Below are 18,850 nucleotides of genomic sequence, written 5' to 3' on the forward strand. Positions count from 1 at the left end.
CGCGCTGGACGGAGACACGACGTGAGCACCAGTGAGCGAGTCGATTCCCAGAAGGCCCCGGAGCCCGTGGGCCTGTACCCCCACGCGCGCCGCGTGGGCAACCTGTTGTTCCTGTCGGGCGTGGGCCCGCGTGAGCGCGGGGTGAAGAAGATTCCCGGCGTGGAGCTGGACGCCGAGGGCAACATCACCTCGTACGACATCGAGGCGCAGTGTCACTCGGTGTTCCGCAACGTCCGCTACATCCTGGAGGCCGCGGGCTCGTCCTGGGAAAAGCTGGTGGACGTCACGGTGTACCTGACGGACATGAAGAAGGACTTCCCCACCTACAACCGGCTGTGGGCGGAGTACTTCAAGGACAACCCGCCGTGCAGGACGACGCTCGAAATCAATCGGCTGCCCACGCCCATTGCCATCGAGCTCAAGTGCATCGCCACCATCGGAGACGACTGAATGGGCCGCCTGACCCCCATCAACTTCAAGAAGTGGATTGATGAGCACCGCCACCTGCTCAAGCCGCCCGTCGGCAACCAGCAGGTGTGGGCAGACCGCGAGTTCATGGTCACCGTGGTCGGCGGCCCCAACTCGCGCACGGACTTCCACATCAACGAGGGCGAGGAGTTCTTCTACCAGTTGGAGGGCACCATCAACCTGCGCGTGCTCGACGACGGCAAGCCCGTGGACATCCCCATCTCCGAAGGGGACATCTTCCTGTTGCCGCCCAAGGTGCCGCACTCGCCGCAGCGTCCCGCCGGCACGGTGGGCCTGGTGCTGGAGCGCCGCCGCCTTCCCGGAGAGCTGGATGGCTTCATGTGGCTGTGCCCCACGTGCGGCGAGAAGCTCTACGAGGAGTTCGTGCACGTCACCAATCTGGTGACGCAGCTGCCGCCCATCTTCGAGCACTTCTACGGCAACCCGGACAACTGCACGTGCAAGAAGTGCGGGACGAAGGTCACCAAGGAAGGGCCGAAGCGTTGAAGGTCGACATCCACACGCACCTGTTGCCGGAGAAGCTGCCGCGCTTCGCGGAGCGCTATGGCTATGGCGGCTTCATCACGCTGGACCATCACCAGCCGTGCCGCGCGCGGATGCTGCGCGACGACGGGAAGTTCTTCCGCGAGGTGGAGAGCAACTGTTGGGACCCGGTGAAGCGCATCGAGGAGTGCGACGCGGCGGGCGTGCACGTCCAGGTGATTTCCACCGTGCCGGTGATGTTCAGCTACTGGACGAAGCCGGAGCACGGGCTGGATTTGTCGCGCTTCCTGAACGACCACGTCGCCTCCGTCGTGCGTGAGCACCCCAAGCGCTTCGTGGGCCTGGGCACCGTGCCGCTGCAGTCGCCGGAGCTGGCGATTCGCGAGTTGGAGCGGTGCGTGAAGGAGCTGGGGCTGGCGGGCGTGCAGATTGGCAGCCACGTCAACGACTGGAACCTCTCCGACGAGAAGCTGTTCCCGTTCTTCGAGGCCGCGAGCGAGCTGGGCGCGTCCATCTTCGTCCACCCGTGGGACATGATGGGCGAGGCGAAGATGCAGAAGTACTGGCTGCCGTGGCTGGTGGGCATGCCCGCGGAGGTGTCGCTGGCCATGTGCTCGCTCATCTTCGGCGGCGTGCTGGAGCGGCTGCCCAGGCTGCGCTTCGCCTTCGCGCACGGTGGCGGCTCGTTCCCCGGGACGCTGGGGCGAATCGAGCACGGCTTCGAGGCGCGTCCGGACCTGGTGGCCGTGGACAACAAGGTGCCGCCGCGCGACTACCTGGGCCGCTTCTGGGTGGACTCGCTGGTGCACGACGCGGAGACGCTGCGCTTCATCGTCAAGCTGTTCGGCGCGGACAAGGTGGCGCTGGGCAGTGACTATCCCTTCCCCCTGGGCGAGCTGCGCCCGGGCACTCTCATCGAATCGATGAGCGAGCTGGCGCCCGACGCGCGCGAGCAACTGCTCTGGAAGAACGCCCTGGCGTGGCTGGGGCGCTCTCGCGAGGACTTCGCACCATGACGACGACGCTTCCCTACGAGGACTCCGAGGACTTCGCGCGCCGCGCCGACGCGGAGGACCCGCTGCGCACCTTCCGCGACGCGTTCCTCTTCCCTCCCGCCCCGGACGGCAAGCCGGTGGTGTACCTGGCGGGCAACTCGCTGGGGCTCCAGCCGCGCAACGCCGCGCGCTACGTGCAGGAGGAGCTGGAGGATTGGGCGAAGCTGGGCGTGGAGGGGCACCACCAGGGGCGACACCCGTGGCTGCACTACCACGAGCTCGTCACCGAGCAGGCCGCGCGGCTGGTGGGCGCGAAGCCGCAAGAAGTGGTGGTGATGAACACCCTCACGGTGAACCTGCACCTCATGATGGTGTCGTTCTACCGGCCCACGCGCGAGCGGTTCAAAATCCTCGTCGAGGGCGGCGCGTTTCCGTCGGACCAGTACGCGGTGGCGTCCCAGGCGCGCTTCCACGGGTATGACCCGCGCGAAGCGGTGCTGGAGCTGAAGCCGCGCCCTGGTGAGGAGACGCTGCGCACCGAGGACATCCTCGCCACGTTGGACCAGCACGGGCATGAGGTGGCGCTCGTGTTGCTCGGCAGCGTGAACTACCTCACGGGCCAGGCGTTCGACATTGCGGCGATTACGCGCACGGCGCACTCGAAGGGGTGTCTCGTCGGCTTCGACCTGGCGCACGGCGCGGGGAACTTGAAGCTGTCGCTGCACGACGACGGGCCGGACTTCGCGGTGTGGTGCTCGTACAAGTACCTCAACGGGGGCCCGGGGAGCCTGGGCGGCGTGTTCGTCCACGAGCGTCACTCGCGCTCGCGGGACATCCCCCGCTTCGAGGGCTGGTGGGGGCACGACAAGACGACGCGCTTCCAGATGGGGCCCGACTTCGACCCGATTCCAGGCGCGGAGGGGTGGCAGTTGTCCAACCCGCCCATCCTCCAGCTCGCGGCGCTGCGCGCGTCGTTCGAGCTGTTCGACAAGGCGGGCATGGAGGCGCTGCGCGCGAAGAGCGAGCGGCTCACGGGGTATCTGGAGTTCCTGTTGGACAAGTTGCCGCCGGCCTTCGTGCGCATCACCACGCCGAGGGACCCGAAGCAGCGCGGCGCTCAGCTCTCACTGCGCTTCAAGGGCGAGGCGCAGGGGATGCTCAAGCGACTGTCGGATGCGGGCATCGTCTGCGACTTCCGCAAGCCGGACATCATCCGCGCGGCGCCCGCGCCGCTGTACTGCAACTTCACCGATGTCTACCGCTTCGTGAAGACGCTGGAGGGCCATGCCCGTGGGTGAGCGGAACGAAGCCGTCACCGTGGTGGGCGCGGGCCTCGTGGGTTCGCTGCTCTCCGTGTTCCTGGCGCGCCGGGGCTACTCCGTGGAGGTGCTGGAGCGCCGTCCGGACATGCGCCGCGAGGTCATCGACGCGGGCCGCTCCATCAACCTCGCCATCTCCACGCGCGGCCTGTACGCGCTGAGGCAGGTGGGGCTGGAGGAAGAGGCGCTGAAGCACGCCATCCCGATGCGCGGGCGGATGATTCACCCGCCGAAGGGGGCGCTGGCGTACCAGCCCTATGGCAAGGACGACTCGCAGCACATCAACTCGCTGTCGCGGGCGTGGCTGAACAAGTTCCTGATGTCGGCGGCCGAGGCCACCGGCAAGGTGCGCATCCGCTTCAATCAGCGGGTGACGCAGGCGGACCTCGCGACGGGTTCGCTCACGGTGCTGGACGAGGCCTCGGGGCAGGAGCGCCAGGAAGCGGGCCGAGTGTTGTTCGGCACGGACGGCTCCGGCTCGGCGGTGCGGCAGGCGATGGAGCAGGTGCCGGGCTTCGCGGCGACGCAGGAGCAACTGGGGCACGGATACAAGGAGCTGACAATTCCGGCGGGCCCGGGCGGCGCGTTCCAGATGGAGAAGCACGCGCTGCACATCTGGCCGCGTGGCACGTACATGCTGATCGGGCTGCCCAATGAAGATGGCAGCTTCACGTGCACGCTGTTCCTGCCGTGGAAGGGGCCGGTGAGCTTCGAGTCGCTGGACTCGCCCGCGAAGCTGGAGGCGTTCTTCGAGGAGCAGTTCCCCGACGCGAAGGCGCTCATCCCGGATTTGACGGAGGCCTTCTTCGCGCGGCCCACGGGCGGCATGGTGACGGTGAAGTGCGCGCCCTGGCGCGTGGGCGACAAGGCCCTGGTGCTGGGCGACGCGGCGCACGCCATCGTCCCCTTCTTCGGCCAGGGGATGAACTGCGGCTTCGAGGACTGCACGGTGCTGGATGGGCTGTTGGAGCAGCACGGCACGTGGGCGGACGTCTTCGGGACGTTGGAGCGGCTGCGCAAGACGAACGCGGATGCCATCGCGGACATGGCGGTGGAGAACTTCGTGGAGATGCGCGACAGCACCGGCAGCCCGCGCTTCCTGTTGGAGAAGGCCGTGGAGAAGGCGCTGCTCAATGCCTTTCCGGGCGAGTTCGTCAGTCGCTACTCGATGGTGAGCTTCAGCCGCGTGCCGTACCGGCTGGCCTATGAAGTGGGGGCGATTGCCGGCGGCATCGTCTCCGAGTTGTCCGAGGGGCTGACGCGCGCCGAGGACGTGGACCTGGGGCGGGCGAAGCAGCTCATCCAGGAGCGACTGGTGCCATTCATGAAGGAGCACGCGGATGGATTTCGGACTCAAGGGTAGGCGCGCGCTCGTCATGGGCGCATCGGCGGGGCTGGGCTACGCGACGGCACAGGCGCTGGTGAAGGAAGGCGCCACGGCGGCCATCTGCTCGCGCGGGGGCGACAAGTTGGAGCGCGCGGCGAAGGAGTTGGGCGCGGCGCTCGCGGTGCCGTGTGACTTGAACCAGCCAGGCGCGGCGAAGCGACTGGTAGACGAGGTTGTCGCGAAGCTGGGCGGCGTGGACGTGCTCGTGGTGAACACGGGCGGGCCTCCGGCGGGCGGCTTCGAGTCGCTGACAGCGGAGCAGTGGCAGCTCGGCTTCCAGAGCCTGTGGATGGCGGCGGTGGATGGAATCCAGGCGTCGCTGCCGGGGATGAAGGAGCGCAAGTGGGGCCGCATCGTCCTGGTGACGTCGCTGGCCGCGCGCGAGGCGATGCCCAACCTCACCATCTCCAACGGCCTGCGCGCCGGGTTGCTCGGGCTGGTGAAGACGGTGAGCAATGAAGTGGCGCAGCACGGCGTCACGCTGAACGCGGTGCTGCCGGGCTTCCACGCCACGGAGCGGATGACGCAGCTGGGCCTCACGGACGAGAAGGTGGCGCCGCAGATTCCCGCGCGGCGCCTGGGTCGTCCCGAGGAGCTGGCCTCGCTGGTGGCGTTCCTCTCCTCCGAGCAGGCCTCGTACATCACCGGCCAGTCCATCGTCGTCGACGGCGGCGCGCAGCGCGGGTTCTGAAGCGACGAAGGCTCCGAGGGAGATGAGCGGGCAGGGCTCATCCCCTCGGAAGTCACGGCGCCTACGCCTCCCGAGCCAACAGCGCGTCCAGCGCGCGGTAGCTCTCGTTGAGGCCCCCTTCCATGCCGGAAGACGCCATGCCGTCGCGCTCCTCCGTCGTGTAGAAGAGCGACGTCGCCACCAGCTTCGTGCGGCCGTTACCCACGTCCTCGAGCGTCGTCGTGATCAGGATGACGTAGCCCGGCATGCCATCCCACTCGAAGGTCTGCACCATCCGCTCGGGCGGCGTGACTTCGCGGAACCGGCCCTCGAAGCCGTGAGCGTCGCCCTCGGCGTGCTCGACGAAGCGCCAGTGTCCTCCGCGCTCGACCTCCAGCCGTTCGACGACGAGCTTGTTGCCACGGCCCCACCACTGGGCCACCTGCTTCGGGTCCGTCATCGCCTTCCAGACGCGCTCGCGCGGGGCATCGAAGATGCGCTCGGTGCGAATCTCCCGGTCGGACGGCTGCGTGACGACGGCATCCCTGGACGTCTGCTGTGAAGACTTGCTCATGACTCCTCCTCATCTTTCGTTCGCGCGAGGAACTCGCCCAGCCTGTCGAGCCGAGCGTCCAGCATCCGCCGATAGCCGGCGATCCACGCCGCCTCGTCCTCCAGGCGACGCGGTCCCAATTTGCAGGTCCTCACCCGCCCCACCTTCTCGGTGGAGACCAGCCCCGCCTCTTCCAGCACGTGCACGTGCTTCTTCATGCCCGTCAGGGTCATGTCGAAGGACCCGGCCAGCTCGCTGATGGACGCCTCGCCACGTCCCAGCCGCTCCAGCACGCCCCGACGCGTGGCATCCGCCAGCGCTCCGAAGGCCAAATCGAGCTGCGAATTAAACTGAACCATATGGTTCAGTGATAATCAAGGTCGCTGTCGCGCGCAAGTCCCTCGCGACAGAACGCGCGCACGGCGGGGCCGCGACGACGGCCCGCGTGCTCGTGCGCCGAGGGACTTCGCGAGCGCTCCGCACAAAGCTCGGGAGCACTCCCTTGGCGGGTACGCCCTGGAGCATGCGCGCATCCGACGCGCCGAATCCTTGGTGCGCCTTTTCACCCGCAGTACGGTCCCTGGGCGAACCTGCCTCGGAGTCCCCCTTCATGGTTTCGCGTCGATTGGTTGCACCCGTGGTGTCGCTCAGCTTGTCCGCGCTCGTGCTGGTGCTCGCGGTGGGCAATGGCTGCAGGACGACGGGCACCGGACTTCGCACCAACGCGGACTCCTCGCCGCCCGTGACATGCCCTCCGGGCTTCCGTCCCTTCACGCTGACGAACCAGGCGAGCCAGACGGTGTGGATTGGACAGACGGCGGGCGCCGCGCCTCCGCCCTTCGCCTGCACCACCGACACGGACTGTGGTCCGAATCAGCAGTGCAACAACCCGGGCTGTACCAGCAGCGCCGACTGCAACGCCGGCAACATGTGTGACACGAACACGGGCCAGTGCATGGTGGCGACTGGCAGCGCGTGCAACGGTGGCGCGCCCATCGTCACCGTCAATCTTCCCTCCATGCAGTGCACGGGTGCGAAACAGGTGGCGGCCTGCGCGGGCTGCGGTTCCGAGGGCTGTGACTCCACCACGGGCCTGTGCAACTGCGCGACGGGTGGCCAGGGCGTGTGCCCCACCGGGACGACGTGCGCCAACACCGTACAGGAGTGCAGCCTCGCCAACGGCGGCACCTGCTACTTCCAGCAGGTGGTCCCCGGTGAGAACCAGGCCTGCGGCTCGGGCAACACCACGTGTCCGACGGGACAGACGTGCGACGTGGAGCTGGGCCTGTGCCAGTACTCGCGCACGGATGGCGGCGTGCCCCTGGATGCGCTGGAGCTGACGCCCCAGGAGACGGCCACGCTGTGCATGCCGTCCTCGCTTCCGCCCGCCTACGCCAACCTCCAACCCCAGTTGACGGCCTGCACCCAGGACTCGCAATGCCAGAGCAACCGCTGCCTGGTGGCCAGCGGCCCCGACATCACCAACCCGCCCACGGACTGTCCCCAGGACGCGGGCTCCACCGCGTGCCTGTGTCGCCCCGTCGTCGGCTGGAGCGGCGGCATCTTCGGGCGCACGGGGTGTCAGGCTGACGGAACGAAGTGCCAGAGCGCGGACTGCGGCAACGGGCCCGGAATGCCGTGTCCGCTCGGCAAGGGCGGCACCAATCCCTTCGCCGCGGCGGAGTTCACCCTCCAACCCAATGCGTCCGACTTCTACGACGTCACCGTCATCAACGGCGCGAACGTCAGCATCCAGATGGGCCCCACGAATGACGGCGGCTTCGCGCCCGCGTCCCAGCCGTCGCCCTACAACTGTGGCACCGCGGGCTCGCGCGTCGCCCAGAGTGTTCCCGACGCGGGGACACTGGAGGCGTGCTCGTGGCAATTCACTCCGGACACGACGGCCGGGCTCTCGGCCGACTACTCCACCCTGCTGCGCGCCATCACCCTGCCGACGTGCGGCCAGAACAGCGACTGCGGAGCGGGCACCACCTGCATCAGCGGCGTGTGCCAGCCCACGCTGACGAAGTGCGCCCTCACCGAGCCGTACTGCGCGGGCAACGCGGTGTGCAGCAACCCCAACAACCCCGCCGCCGGCTATTGCAGCACCTGCGCGTCGAACAGCGACTGCGCGGGCCTGGATGACGGGGGCACGCCGACGTGCGGTACGGCCTTCCTTCCGGGCGTCAACACCATGACGCCGCTCATCCAGACGTGTGGCCAGTCCATCGGCTGGTGGTCCTACGAGGACCTCTGCGCGGCGATGCCTCCGTTCAGCTACGGCCCGCTCAACTGCGCACAGCCGATGAGCGCGGGCACGGTGACGGACACGCTGAACAACCTCTTCCAGTGCGCGGGGAACTTCGGCCAGTCCTGCTACAACTCGAGCGCGGGCAACACCCCTTCCTGCTGCGGCTGCCCGACGTTCCCCGGCAACCCCGCGGGCGGCTTCTGGCCCACCACGTTGGAGGCCGGCAACAACCCGGCCCAGCAAGCCCAGGGGCAGTGCATCAACAACAACACCACGTGGGCGCAGAACGTCCAGCCGTGGCTCGCGTTCCTCAAGAAGGCGTGCCCCACCGCGTACACGTATGCGTATGACGACGCGACCAGCACCTTCACGTGTATGACCACGGGCACCGGAGGCCCGGATGGTGGGACGCCCAACTCGGTGGGCTACGGCCTCGTCTTCGGTGACGTGAACTAGCGGCGGGACAGGGCGCGCCGCTCATGCCGACAAGGCGATGAGGGCGCGCTCGACTCCAGATGGGCCTGGGGACGACGGCGCTCAGAGCAGCGAGCGCACGGCGTCCACCACCTGGGGCCACTCGCGTGAGCGTGGGTCGACGACCTCGAAGTGGCCCGCGCCGGGCAGCACGACACAGCGCACGTCGTCGCCATGCGCGCGGCCCCGGGCACAGTAGTCCGCGCTCATCGCCACGGGGACGGTGTCGTCCTCGGAGCCGTGGAGGATGACCTGGGGAACGCCCAGGGGCTGGAGCGCGGCGGGCGAGGCGCGCTGGTAGCGCAGGGGTACTTCCAAGGGGGAGCCGCCGAGGAGGAGCTCCGCGGCGCGGTCGCTCAGCCCCAGTTCGTAGGTGCGCGTCAAATCGGCCAGGCCCGCGAGGGAGACGATTCCGCGAGGGCGCAGCGGGTCCTCGCGGCGCAGCGCGCTTCCCACGGGCATCCGGTGACGTGCCCCGAGCCACAGCGCGAGGTGGCCGCCCGCGGAGTGTCCCAGGAAGACGACGCGGGAGAGGTCCAGGGGATGCGCTTGCGCGAGGGTGCGCAGGAAGTCCGCGCCGAGCGCGACGTCTTCCAACGTGCCGGGATAGCCACCGCCCTCGTGGCCGATGCGTCGGAACTCCAGGCTCCAGGTGGCGAAGCCGCTCGCGGTGAGCGCGGCGCACAGGTGGCCCAGGTGAGCGAGGTCATACTTCGCGCGCCAGAAGCCCCCGTGGAGGGCCACGACGACGGGATGAGGCCCCGGACCCGACGGAAGCCGCAACTCCCCGAAGTGGTGCGGCCCCGGGCCATAGCTGATGCGTGCATCCGGCGCGGGAGGCGCCTCCTCGAGAATCCACAGCGAGCTCATGCCACCCCTCCAGATGGGCCACCGACGATTCCGAAGCCCGACGCGGCTTCAATCCAATGGATGCGCGGTCCTCGTCGGAGAACTCCGCGCACCGTCACGTAGCGCTGCTCCAGATGCGCGGCGGCGGCCTGTCGGTACTCCACCGCGCCCAGCATGACGCGAGCCTTGAGCAGCTCGTCATCCACCTGCACCTGGAGGACCACCGGCCCCTCGACACCGCCCTGCTCCCCAGGTGCGCCCATCAGCTCACTGACCTGTCCCACGAACTGGGCGGGCTGCATCTCTCGCGTGGGCCGGAGCTGATGCGCGATGCGCTCGAGGCTCTCATACATGTTCCGGTCCACATGGACTTCAGACGGCATGTCCGGAGCCACGGGCAGGAGCGGGGACCAGGAGCCGCGCAAGCGCAGGTCCGCGGACTCGTCGGAGGGCATCATCTCGACCAGGGCCTCGCAGAGGTTGGCGCTCACCCTCGGCGCGCCCTCCTCGGACTCCAGAATCCGCTGCGGCTCTCCCGCGCGAACCCACCTCGCCAGATGGGCCACGGACCGCAGCAGGAGCGACGCCGTCTGCCGACCAAACGGTTCGACACCCGAGGACTGTTGCAGCCCGATGTCGAGTGGCGTCTCCACCGTGAGCACGAAGCTGCCCACCTCCGTCTGCCCCAGACGACACTGGCGGACGAAGCTCTCCGCCTCCGCCAGCCCCATGCGCGGGTGGAAGGCCCTGGGCCGCTTCACGCTGCACGCACTGGCCAGCAGTGCCTTGCGCACGCCATTCGCCAGGTCCAGACCATCCGCCAGGCTCACGCCGCCGTCTCGTGTGGTGTCGCCTTCCAGCCCGAAGCGCAGCAGGTCCCTTCGAGGTTGCAGCAGGTCATGCAGGACGGACTCGACGGACCGCCCCTCCCACTCCGAGACGCGCCGGGCGATGACGACCATCGCCTCGCCGTAGTCGGCGAGGTCACGGTCCAGGGGGACCTGAACCTCCACGAGGGGCTCGTGGGCGCTCCGGTAGATGGCGGCATAGGGGCGCCGCGAAGGCACGCGACTCCAGCCACGCGCCTCCAGGTAGGCCCTCACATCCAGGTAGTCGACCCGGGTTCCCAGCCGAAGCAGTGGCTCGCCACTCATGGGTGGAGATCCTCCTCGCGGGCCACCTTCTCCAGCAACTCCCGGAGCGTGTCGTGGGTGAAGCGCTTCTCTCGCGACAGGAGGACGGTCTTCCGCGTCTCGTTCGCGGTGAGGGGCTGGCCTCGCAGCGATGTCCAGTAGGCACACCGCCTCAACGTGAGCGACTCCGGGGTCAGCGTGAGCCACTCGTCTTGCGCCTCCGGCATCACGAACACCACCAGGATGCGCGGCACCAGCGAGGGAGCCACCAGGTCGTTGTAGTTCTTCCGCGACAGGGGGAAGGAGAAACCTCCCTCGTCAGCCTCCGCCATGGCGGACGCCTTCGCCGTGGCCTTGAGCTGGATGGCCAGCTCCGGCGACGTGAGCACCGCGTGGGCGCCCAGCAGCCCCCGGGCGCAGACCTTGAGGTCGATGCTGTCCCGATCCACGCCCACCCGCTCGACCGAGCAGCCAGCCCGGGCCGCGACGGCATGCACGTACGCGATGCTGAGCTGCTCCTTGATGTCATTTGGACCCAACATCCCGCCCCTCCACCTCCACCTGTCCCCGAAGACAGCCGACTGTAGCTTGGCTCCACCCCGTCCATGGCCCTCCCGGGCAGGCAAGCTCCCAGGGCGTCCAAGTGTCCTTCGGACGTCACTCCCACCCTCCCGGAGGCCCTCCCAAGTGTTGCCAAACGGGCTTTAAACGTTTTTAGACCAAGGATTTAGCCTTCACTCGCCTAAATTTAGGCTTGATTTCCCGTCGCCAAATGTAAATACCTGCGCCCACGGATTCGCTGCCGCCGTTTGACGGCGGTCACCGGCCTGGAGGCACGGACACATGGAGACGAAGGGGCTGCGGACTTTCCTGGAGATTCCCTACGACGAGCTGGAGGAGCGCAACCTCAAGGTGAAGGAGCAGCGCGTCCAGCACGTGGCCGCCGACAAGGTCCGCGAGGAGCGCATCAAGTACCTCACCGACGAGCGCAACCTGAAGGCCGTCACCGTGTGCTTCACCGACCTCGAGGGTCGGCTGCACATGCTGGACTACGACAAGAAGTTCCTGCTCAAGAGCGCCGACAACCTCACCTTCGACGGCTCCTCCATCCGCGGCTTCTCCCAGCAGTCGGAGAGCGACCTGCGGCTGAACATCGACTGGGGCTCCTTCTACTGGCTGCCCTCCGACATCTTCGGACCCGGCAAGGTGCTGGTGTTCAGCGAAGTGCTGGAGCGCGACGGCAGCCCGTACCACGCGGACATGCGCGGCCAGCTCAAGCGCATCACCGAGGCGCTGTACCAGAAGGACGGCACCGTCTTCCACGCCGCGCCCGAAGTCGAAGGCTTCCTCTTCAAGGGCCGTGACGCCGAGCGCCACTACCACGAGACGAGCAAGTTCGACTTCATCTCCACCGGCGGCTACTACCACTCGCTGCCCGGAGACCCGCTGCGCGCCTTCATCGACAAGGCCGCCGAGGCCCAGCGCGCCATGGGCTTCCAGAACGAGAAGGACCACCCGGAGGTCGCCCCCAGCCAGTTCGAGATGAACTTCTCGTACAGCGAGGCGCTCATCTCCGCGGACCAGATTCAGCTCTACAAGCTCCTGTGCCGCCAGGTCGCCGCGCAGATGGACACCACCGCCAGCTTCCTCCCGAAGCCGGTGACGGGCGTCAACGGCAACGGCATGCACATGAACATGTCGCTGTCGAAGAACAACAAGAACCTGTTCTACGACAAGGCCGGCCAGGACAACCTGAGCCCCATGGGCTGGGAGTTCATCGACCGGCTGCTCACCAACGCCAACGACATCTGCCTGGTCCTCAACTCCAGCGTGAATGCGTACCGCCGCCTGGACCCGCACTACGAGGCCCCGAATCAGATCAAGGCCAGCGCCAACAACCGCGGCGCCATGGTGCGCATCCCCTACGGCAACGAGCGCTCGGCGCGCGTCGAGTGCCGCTCCGTCGCCCCGGACGCCAACCCCTACCTGGTGCTCTACTCCCTGCTCCGCACCGGCCTGGAAGGCCCGCAGCCTCAGGAGGACGCGGAGTCCAAGCGCAGCCGCACCCGCTTCCTGCCGGACAACATCTTCGACGCCATCCGCCTCTTCAAGGGCAGCTCGTTCATCGCCAACATCCTCGGTGAGAACGTGCAGTCCAAGTTCGCGGAGCTGAAGACGGCCTCCGCCGAGCGCTGCCCCAAGCAGCTGGGCGCCCGCGTGAAGACGTCCGAAATCCAGTTCCACCACGAAATCACCAACCAGTACCTCTGGAGCCAGTTCTAGGCCCTCGGTCTGGACAGCCCCAGCAGCACCAGGCCCGCCACCACCGCGACTCCGGTGGTGGCGGCCTCCCGAAGGCTCGCGCCGAACGCCACCAGCGTCAGGCCGAGCCCCAGCGTGGGCACCGCCAATATCGCGTGCACCGGCCGCAGGCCCCGCTGACGCTTCCACGAGAGCCACGCCAGCGCCGCCGCCGTGACGCCGTACTGCATCAGCACGGCGATGCTGGAGAGCGCGAAGAGCTCCGACAGGTTCCCCAGATTGACGAAGAGCAGCACCGCGCCCCACGTGACGGCCAGCGCCCGCAGGGGCACGCCCCGGGGTGACATGCCCTCCAGTCCCAACAGCGACCGGCCTCCCGACGCGAGCGCGGACAGGTAGCGCGGCGTCGTCACCATCATCCCCACGCAGATGCCCAGCGCGGACACGCTGGTGCCCGCCGACACCACCCTCGACAGGCCCGTCCCGCCCCACACGCCCGCCGCCGCGGCCAGGGGCGCGGCGCTCGTCGCGAGCTCCGGCAGCGCCGCGACACACGCCCAGACGAGCCCCACGTACAAGAGCACCGCGCCCAAGAGCGAGCCCACCGTGGCCAGCGGCACGCTGCGCTCCGACGAGCGCACCTGTCCGGCAATCACCGGCACGATTTCAAAGCCCTGGTACGCGAACATCACCGTGAGCCCCGCGCGCAGCCACGCGCCATCCGCGAGCCCCGACGTGGGCGCGATGACGGGCCGGGGCCCCGAGGCGAGTGAGAACGCGATGAGCAGCGCCGCCAGCGGCAGCAGCTTCAGCACCGTGAGCGACGTCCACGTCCGCGCGGAGACCTGGATGCCCGAGGCGACGATGGCCGCGAGCGCCGTCACCAGCGCGGAGGCAAGCAGGCGCTGCCCCACCGGCCCCTCCAGCCCCAGCGACGGCGCCACCGCCTGCGACAGTCCCGCCACCACGGCGGCCGTGCTCAGGAACGCGCTGACGTAGGCCACCCAGCCGACGAGGAAGGCGACGCGCTCGCCAAAGGCCGCCCTCGCGAAGACGACGGGCCCCCCATCCGCGTCGAAGCGACGACCGAGCACCGCGAAGGCCAGCGCCACGGGAATCAGCGAGAGCCCCGTGAGCGCGAAGGCCAGCACCGCGCCCATGCCCGGCGTTGTCGCGGCGACCTCCGCGGGCGCGAAGAAGATGCCGACACCGACGATGCCGTTGACGCCCAGGGCGAGGAGCTGGAGCGGACCGACCGTCCGTTCCTGAGACGCGGCGGAGACAGCGAGGGGAGCGGGCACGGACCGCAGTTCACTACAGCCACGGCCCCGGCACCAACCCACCCCCTCGCGTCTCGATATAGCCGGAGCGCCGGAGCGTTCCGTGTCGAGTGACAGGCGAGCGGCCGGGAGTCGCGAGCGGCCGGGCGCCCATGGAGGCTTCCCATGCGCTGGATGGCGGTGATGCTAGGGCTGGTGTGCTCGGGGTGCGCGGTCCTCTCGCGGGGCCTGGGCGTCCCCATCGACGAGGCGGGCGAACCCGCGCCGAAAGAGGAGACCGTCTACCTGGTCCCCCTCGCCGATGCACTGGCGATGACACGCAACATCCTCGAGGAGCAGCGCTACGACGTCTTCGAGAAGGAAGGCGGCCTGGAGCTGTTCACCTCCGCCCATGAGCCCGGCAAGGGCAGCGCCGGCTCCCGCAACTTCGAGCGTTATTACGTGAAGGGCGAGAAGCTGGGTGAGCGCAGGGCGCTGGTCCGCGTCTTCCGACTCTCCTACAGCGAAATCGACACCGTGGCGGAGACGCCGCCCCTGGCCGCCGGTGTCCGGGAAGAAGCGCACCGGAACGCGGACGGCGTGGACAATCCCTTCAAGAGAGACCCCTTCGCCGGAGCGCCCCAGGTGGAGGGCTATCGCCTGGCGCGCGGCAACCGGGATTTGGGCATCGAGCGCACGCTCCTCCAGCGGCTGGAGATGGTGCCCTCCCTGGAGCTGGTGGGCGGCAACGCCTCCGTGCCGGTGCGCTCGGTGATGATGGAGGAGTGGGCGGAGGAAGCCCCGGCGTCCGTCCCCGAACCCGAGTGCGGCGCGCCCCTGGCCGGCACGGACGTGGTGATGACGGCGGGCGCCACGGTGCTGCTCGCGGATCCCCTGGGAACGCGCGAGGTGCCCTCGGCCGCGCTGCGGCTGGTCTGTGACGCGACGGCGAAGGGACTTCCCGTGGTGCTCGGCCTGTCGATTCCCTCCACCGAGCAGGCCCTGCTCGACGCCTACCTGGCCAGCGCCGGACTCGCGAGCGACGCGCAGACGCTCCTGGGCAACGGCTCCTTCTGGCGACGCGTGTATCAGGATGGCCGCAGCAGCCGCGCCATGCTGTGGCTCATCGAACAGGTGCGCCGCCTGCGCGCCAGCGGCAAGGACGTGTCGCTCGTGGCCTTCGACGCCGACAAGGCGAGCGGCAACGAGCGCGAGGCGTGGATGGCCCGGCACGTGCTCGACTTCCAGCGCCAGCACGCCCCCGCGTGGACGCTGGTGCTCGCCGGAGGCACACACACGCGCACGCAGAAGGTCGGCTGGGACAGCGACTTCGAGCCGCTGGGCGCACGGCTCGCAGGTCAGCTGCCCTCCGTCCAGGCGCTCGATATCGGCTTCCAGCGCGGCACCCAGTTCTCCTGTCGCTACAGCGTCTGGGAGGACGTGGAGTGTGACGTCTTCGCCATCAGCCCCTCGAAACAGACGCGACACCCCGTGGGCCAGCCCGCGAGCCTGGAGCTGTTCGGCGCGCCCCTTCCGGAGGGATTCCACGGCCGGCTGTATCTGGGCGCGTTGAGTGCGTCGCCGCCCGCACTGCACGCCCAGGCCCGTGCCCCTGTCGACACACCCGCGCGGGCGACGCACTGAGCCGTGCGGGAGGCCGCGATATACTCGCCGGCCACCGGGCGTTTTGCGTGGGAGTGACGCGCCGGGCAGCTCACGCCTGGAACAGGGAGCCAAGATGCGCCGGTACGGACTGCTGCTGGGATTGATGCTCACGGGGTGTGCGTCGCTCACCCGTCCGCTCGGGTCGAACATCAACCCGGAGACAGGCCAGTTCGAAACCCCCGTCGAGGAGACGGTGTACCTGGTGCCCGTCGAGGACGCGATGATGACGGCCCGGCGCATCCTGGAGTCGGAGCGCTACGACGTGCTGGAGAAGGACGGCGGACTGGAGCTGTTCTCCTCCGCGCACGAGCCCGGGAAGAACAACAAGAACCTGCGCACCCTCGAGCGCTACTACGTCAAGGGCGAGCGACTGGGGCCTCGCAAGACGCTCGTCCGCGTCTTCCGGCTCAGCTACAACGAGATGGAGAACGTCGTGGAGCAGGGGCCTCGCGTGGCGGGCTCGATAAACAGGGACCTGCTCTCCGACCAGAGTTCGAACCCCCTGGATGCGCGGCTGGAGGCCTTCCGGACCGAGACCAACGCGCAGGGCTTCCGCCGGCAGGTCGCGCTCGAGGACCCGTTCCCGAACGCGCCGGGCATGGAGCGCTTCCGGATGGTGCACGGCGTGCGCGATTTGGGCATCGAGCGGCAGCTCCTCGAGCGGCTGGAGATGGTGCCGGCGCTGGAGCTGGTGGGCGGCAACGCGCCGGTGCCCATGCGCTCGGTGATGATGGAGGGTTGGGGAGAGACGGGCGAAGCGGGCACGGTCCGCGCGGCGGAGTGCGGCGAGCCCGTGGAGGGCGCAAGCCCCCTGCTGGCCGCGGGGCAGGTGCTGTTCGTCGCGGACCCGCTGGGCACCCAGGAGGTGCCGTCCACCGCCTTGCGGATGTTGTGCGAGGCCACGTCGAAGGGGCTGCCGGTGACGCTGGCCCTGTCGGCGCCCATCTCCGAGCAGCCGCTGCTGGAGCGCTACCTCGCCAGTGAGGGCACGTCCGAGGACGCGCAGGAGCTGCTGTCGGAGAGCGCCTTCTGGCGCCGCGTGTACCAGGACGGTCGCAGCAGCCGCGCCATGCTCTGGCTCGTCGAGCAGGTGCGCCGCCTGCGCGTCTCCGGCAAGGACGTGGCCCTGGCCGCCATCGACGGGGAGAAGGTGCAGGGCAACGAGCGCGAGGCGCAGATGGCCAAACACCTGCTCGCCTTCCAGTCCAAGCGCGCCCAGTCCTGGACGCTGGTGCTCACCGGCAGCGTGCACGCGCGCACCGCGAAGGTGGGCTGGGACGGCGACTTCGAGCCGTTCGGCGCGCGCGTGGCCCGGGCCCTGCCCTCGTCCGTGCGCGCCCTGGATGTGGGCTTCAAGCGCGGCACCCAGTTCGCCTGTCGCTACAGCGTCTGGGAGGACGTGGAGTGCAACGTCTTCGCCATCAGCCCGACGAATCAAGCGCTGCAGCTCTCCAAGGTGAACGAGGGCGTGCAGCTCTTCGACGCCGCGCGGCCGGACGGCTTCCACGGGCGGCTGTACCTGGGCACGCTGAATGCCTCGCCCCCGGCGCTGCAGACGCAGAGCAAGGTCGCACAGCTCGACGCCGCGAAGTAGCGCGCGACAACCCCTGTCGTGAGCCTGAGCCCCGGCGCCCGTAGGGTGGCCGGGGCTTCGTCATTCACACCCCGGCAAGCTTCGCCGGGGACGGCAAGCCTTGCCGGTCCGAAGACCGCGCCGTGCGGCAACTCCTGCCGGGGGCGCGCGTCCCCTCCCTCGAAAGGCGGGCCGACAGGCGCTGGCATCTTCGTTGCTCTTCCCTGTCCCAGCACGCCACCCGGGTTTGCGCATGACGCGACATCTCGGGGGTGGCGCGCAGGACAAGGAAAATCCCATGACGAAGAACACGTTCAAGAAGTCGGTGGCGGCGCTCGCGCTGCTCGGTGCCCTGCCGGCGGTCGCCGGTCCCGCGACCTACGCGGGCGCGCTGTGCACGTCCGTGTCGGGCTTCGCCGCGCCCAGCATCTTCCGCAGCGGCCGGCTCATCAACCAGACCGGCGGCGCCATCGAGGTCGTCTGTCCCGTGCAGCGCAACGTCGTCGCCCCCTCGTTCAACGAGAACGTCTCCTTCCTCATCACCGCGCGAGACCCGCACCTCACCGAGAACGTCTGCTGCACCGCGACGCTGACCGAGCCCGACGGGACGGCCATCACCGCTGACTCCGGCTGCACCGCCGGCGCCGACACCGCCAACCCGAAGACCATCTCGCTGAACCTGGCGACGGCCTTCGCGTCCGTGAACGGCTACATCGCCCTGCGCTGCGAGCTGCCGGGCCCCTACTCCGGCTTCCAGTCCACGCTCTCCAGCTTCTACATCTCGGAGTAGCCACCATGTCCAAGGTCCGCTGGGGAGTCCTGGGGTTGGCTGGAGCCACCGTGGCCGTCGCCGGAGTGTGGAGTCTGAGGGGGGATGTGCCCATGCAGGGCGCGACACCTCCGGCCGTCGCGGAAGTTCACACCGGACCTCCAGCGGACCTGGAGCAGGAAGTGCGCGCGCTGCGCGCGGAGTTGGAGGCCCTGCGCCGCGCACAGGGCCGCCTGGAGCAGCAGCCCCATGTACCGGCGACGCCTCCGGGGGGGAGCGTCACCGCGAAGGAGGAGGGCTCCGAGGGCCCGGACACCGCGCCCACGAAGGAGGCCGAGCAGGCGGCGCAGGAGCAGCGTCGGCGGGAGCGGGTGATGGAGCTGGACGCGGAGCTGGAGGCCGCCGCGAACACGGAGCCTCGGGACACGCAGTGGGCGGTCCCCACCGAGTCGCTCGTCACCAGGTCTTTTCAGGGCCCGGACTTCACGGGCTCGCGGCTCACCCGCGTGGAGTGCCGCACCCACCTGTGCACGCTGGAGGTGGAGCATGACAACGGTGATGCCCAGGCGGAGCTGTTGACCTCGCTGTTGCGCGTACAGGGCCTGCGGGGGCAGGCCGTCGTACGTCCCCAGAACGAAGGGGGCCGCCGAAGCTCGCGCGTCTACCTCTCCCGGGCGGGAGAGCGTCTGCCCATGACGCTGCGCAAGTGAGCATCCTTC

General features: G+C 68.9%; 18 protein-coding genes. 12 read left to right on the forward strand and 6 right to left on the reverse strand.

The genetic code is table 11. The features are described 5' to 3' along the window. The first annotated feature begins 21 nt into the window (after window positions 1-21). Genes HUA76_RS01770 through HUA76_RS01795 form a run of 6 tightly spaced genes read left to right on the forward strand, consistent with a single transcriptional unit; the run spans window position 22 to window position 5,364 of the window. Window positions 22-450, forward strand: coding sequence for a RidA family protein (locus HUA76_RS01770; protein ID WP_141645127.1), 429 nt, complete (start codon window positions 22-24; stop codon window positions 448-450). Next, window positions 451-975, forward strand: a complete 525-nt coding sequence (nbaC, locus tag HUA76_RS01775) for a 3-hydroxyanthranilate 3,4-dioxygenase (RefSeq protein WP_141645128.1) — start codon at window positions 451-453, stop codon at window positions 973-975. Continuing rightward, window positions 972-1,988 (forward strand): amidohydrolase family protein, encoded by a 1,017-nt coding sequence (locus HUA76_RS01780; protein WP_141645129.1) that lies wholly within the window; start codon window positions 972-974, stop codon window positions 1,986-1,988. Before nbaC ends, HUA76_RS01780 begins: the two co-directional genes overlap by 4 nt. Next, the gene (gene kynU, locus HUA76_RS01785) at window positions 1,985-3,265 is read left to right on the forward strand and encodes a kynureninase (RefSeq protein ID WP_174454445.1); all 1,281 of its coding nucleotides are present in this window, start codon (window positions 1,985-1,987) and stop codon (window positions 3,263-3,265) included. Before HUA76_RS01780 ends, kynU begins: the two co-directional genes overlap by 4 nt. Further along, the gene (locus tag HUA76_RS01790) at window positions 3,252-4,649 is read left to right on the forward strand and encodes an NAD(P)/FAD-dependent oxidoreductase (protein WP_217439185.1); all 1,398 of its coding nucleotides are present in this window, start codon (window positions 3,252-3,254) and stop codon (window positions 4,647-4,649) included. Before kynU ends, HUA76_RS01790 begins: the two co-directional genes overlap by 14 nt. Next, a complete protein-coding gene (locus HUA76_RS01795) occupies window positions 4,627-5,364 on the forward strand; it encodes an SDR family oxidoreductase (protein ID WP_174459813.1) in 738 nt (245 codons plus the stop codon). The genes HUA76_RS01790 and HUA76_RS01795 overlap by 23 nt, the downstream gene beginning before the upstream one ends. Window positions 5,365-5,425: 61 nt before the next feature. Here the strand turns inward: HUA76_RS01795 and HUA76_RS01800 are convergent, their stop codons facing one another. Continuing rightward, on the reverse strand, window positions 5,426-5,917 hold the full coding sequence (locus tag HUA76_RS01800; RefSeq protein WP_174459814.1) for an SRPBCC family protein: 492 nt from the start codon (window positions 5,915-5,917) through the stop codon (window positions 5,426-5,428). Further along, window positions 5,914-6,255 carry a helix-turn-helix transcriptional regulator gene (locus HUA76_RS01805; RefSeq protein WP_141645134.1) on the reverse strand — a complete coding sequence of 114 codons (342 nt, stop codon included), beginning with the start codon at window positions 6,253-6,255 and terminating at the stop codon, window positions 5,914-5,916. Before HUA76_RS01805 ends, HUA76_RS01800 begins: the two co-directional genes overlap by 4 nt. Before the next feature lie 251 nt (window positions 6,256-6,506). On the opposite strand from HUA76_RS01805, the gene HUA76_RS01810 reads away from it, so the two are divergent. Further along, window positions 6,507-8,603: a thaumatin family protein gene (locus HUA76_RS01810; protein WP_174459815.1), complete on the forward strand. Its 2,097-nt coding sequence runs from the start codon at window positions 6,507-6,509 to the stop codon at window positions 8,601-8,603. Window positions 8,604-8,684: 81 nt separating this feature from the next. On the opposite strand, the gene HUA76_RS01815 is transcribed toward HUA76_RS01810, so the two are convergent. Genes HUA76_RS01815 through HUA76_RS01825 form a run of 3 tightly spaced genes read right to left on the reverse strand, consistent with a single transcriptional unit; the run spans window position 8,685 to window position 11,145 of the window. Then, complete coding sequence (locus HUA76_RS01815) at window positions 8,685-9,491, reverse strand: S9 family peptidase (protein ID WP_141645136.1); 807 nt, start codon at window positions 9,489-9,491, stop codon at window positions 8,685-8,687. After that, the gene (locus HUA76_RS01820) at window positions 9,488-10,624 is read right to left on the reverse strand and encodes a hypothetical protein (protein WP_174459816.1); all 1,137 of its coding nucleotides are present in this window, start codon (window positions 10,622-10,624) and stop codon (window positions 9,488-9,490) included. The genes HUA76_RS01815 and HUA76_RS01820 overlap by 4 nt, the downstream gene beginning before the upstream one ends. Continuing rightward, window positions 10,621-11,145: a DUF4365 domain-containing protein gene (locus tag HUA76_RS01825; protein WP_174459817.1), complete on the reverse strand. Its 525-nt coding sequence runs from the start codon at window positions 11,143-11,145 to the stop codon at window positions 10,621-10,623. Before HUA76_RS01825 ends, HUA76_RS01820 begins: the two co-directional genes overlap by 4 nt. A gap of 301 nt (window positions 11,146-11,446) precedes the next feature. On the opposite strand from HUA76_RS01825, the gene HUA76_RS01830 reads away from it, so the two are divergent. Further along, entirely contained in the window at window positions 11,447-12,886 is a 1,440-nt protein-coding gene (locus HUA76_RS01830) for a glutamine synthetase family protein (RefSeq protein WP_174459818.1), read from the forward strand. Here the strand turns inward: HUA76_RS01830 and HUA76_RS01835 are convergent. Further along, window positions 12,883-14,166 (reverse strand): APC family permease, encoded by a 1,284-nt coding sequence (locus HUA76_RS01835; RefSeq protein ID WP_141645138.1) that lies wholly within the window; start codon window positions 14,164-14,166, stop codon window positions 12,883-12,885. The two genes, HUA76_RS01830 and HUA76_RS01835, sit on opposite strands and share 4 nt — an antisense overlap. Before the next feature lie 144 nt (window positions 14,167-14,310). Here HUA76_RS01835 and HUA76_RS01840 point away from each other — a divergent pair, with 144 nt between their 5' ends. From HUA76_RS01840 to HUA76_RS01855, 4 genes are all read left to right on the forward strand, one after another. After that, the gene (locus HUA76_RS01840; RefSeq protein ID WP_174459819.1) at window positions 14,311-15,768 is read left to right on the forward strand and encodes a hypothetical protein; all 1,458 of its coding nucleotides are present in this window, start codon (window positions 14,311-14,313) and stop codon (window positions 15,766-15,768) included. Between the two features lie 94 nt (window positions 15,769-15,862). After that, complete coding sequence (locus HUA76_RS01845; protein WP_141645140.1) at window positions 15,863-17,383, forward strand: hypothetical protein; 1,521 nt, start codon at window positions 15,863-15,865, stop codon at window positions 17,381-17,383. A gap of 277 nt (window positions 17,384-17,660) precedes the next feature. Then, a complete protein-coding gene (locus HUA76_RS01850; RefSeq protein ID WP_141645141.1) occupies window positions 17,661-18,152 on the forward strand; it encodes a hypothetical protein in 492 nt (163 codons plus the stop codon). Window positions 18,153-18,157: 5 nt separating this feature from the next. Next, complete coding sequence (locus HUA76_RS01855) at window positions 18,158-18,841, forward strand: hypothetical protein (protein ID WP_174459820.1); 684 nt, start codon at window positions 18,158-18,160, stop codon at window positions 18,839-18,841. Window positions 18,842-18,850 lie beyond the last annotated feature (9 nt).

Origin of the sequence: Myxococcus sp. CA056 (assembly GCF_013336715.1) — a bacterium.
Classification (GTDB): Bacteria; Myxococcota; Myxococcia; order Myxococcales; family Myxococcaceae; genus Myxococcus; species Myxococcus llanfairpwllgwyngyllgogerychwyrndrobwllllantysiliogogogochensis.

What these genes read in the sequence shown, in the direction of transcription:
- nbaC (WP_141645128.1), top strand. Translation starts at nt 451, where the DNA reads ATGGGCCGCCTGACCCCCATCAACTTCAAGAAGTGGATTGATGAGCAC.
- kynU (WP_174454445.1), top strand. Translation starts at nt 1,985, where the DNA reads ATGACGACGACGCTTCCCTACGAGGACTCCGAGGACTTCGCGCGCCGC.
- HUA76_RS01790 (WP_217439185.1), top strand. Translation starts at nt 3,252, where the DNA reads ATGCCCGTGGGTGAGCGGAACGAAGCCGTCACCGTGGTGGGCGCGGGC.
- HUA76_RS01795 (WP_174459813.1), top strand. Translation starts at nt 4,627, where the DNA reads ATGGATTTCGGACTCAAGGGTAGGCGCGCGCTCGTCATGGGCGCATCG.
- HUA76_RS01800 (WP_174459814.1), bottom strand. Translation starts at nt 5,917, where the DNA reads ATGAGCAAGTCTTCACAGCAGACGTCCAGGGATGCCGTCGTCACGCAG.
- HUA76_RS01805 (WP_141645134.1), bottom strand. Translation starts at nt 6,255, where the DNA reads ATGGTTCAGTTTAATTCGCAGCTCGATTTGGCCTTCGGAGCGCTGGCG.
- HUA76_RS01810 (WP_174459815.1), top strand. Translation starts at nt 6,507, where the DNA reads ATGGTTTCGCGTCGATTGGTTGCACCCGTGGTGTCGCTCAGCTTGTCC.
- HUA76_RS01815 (WP_141645136.1), bottom strand. Translation starts at nt 9,491, where the DNA reads ATGAGCTCGCTGTGGATTCTCGAGGAGGCGCCTCCCGCGCCGGATGCA.
- HUA76_RS01820 (WP_174459816.1), bottom strand. Translation starts at nt 10,624, where the DNA reads ATGAGTGGCGAGCCACTGCTTCGGCTGGGAACCCGGGTCGACTACCTG.
- HUA76_RS01825 (WP_174459817.1), bottom strand. Translation starts at nt 11,145, where the DNA reads ATGTTGGGTCCAAATGACATCAAGGAGCAGCTCAGCATCGCGTACGTG.
- HUA76_RS01830 (WP_174459818.1), top strand. Translation starts at nt 11,447, where the DNA reads ATGGAGACGAAGGGGCTGCGGACTTTCCTGGAGATTCCCTACGACGAG.
- HUA76_RS01840 (WP_174459819.1), top strand. Translation starts at nt 14,311, where the DNA reads ATGCGCTGGATGGCGGTGATGCTAGGGCTGGTGTGCTCGGGGTGCGCG.
- HUA76_RS01845 (WP_141645140.1), top strand. Translation starts at nt 15,863, where the DNA reads ATGCGCCGGTACGGACTGCTGCTGGGATTGATGCTCACGGGGTGTGCG.
- HUA76_RS01850 (WP_141645141.1), top strand. Translation starts at nt 17,661, where the DNA reads ATGACGAAGAACACGTTCAAGAAGTCGGTGGCGGCGCTCGCGCTGCTC.
- HUA76_RS01855 (WP_174459820.1), top strand. Translation starts at nt 18,158, where the DNA reads ATGTCCAAGGTCCGCTGGGGAGTCCTGGGGTTGGCTGGAGCCACCGTG.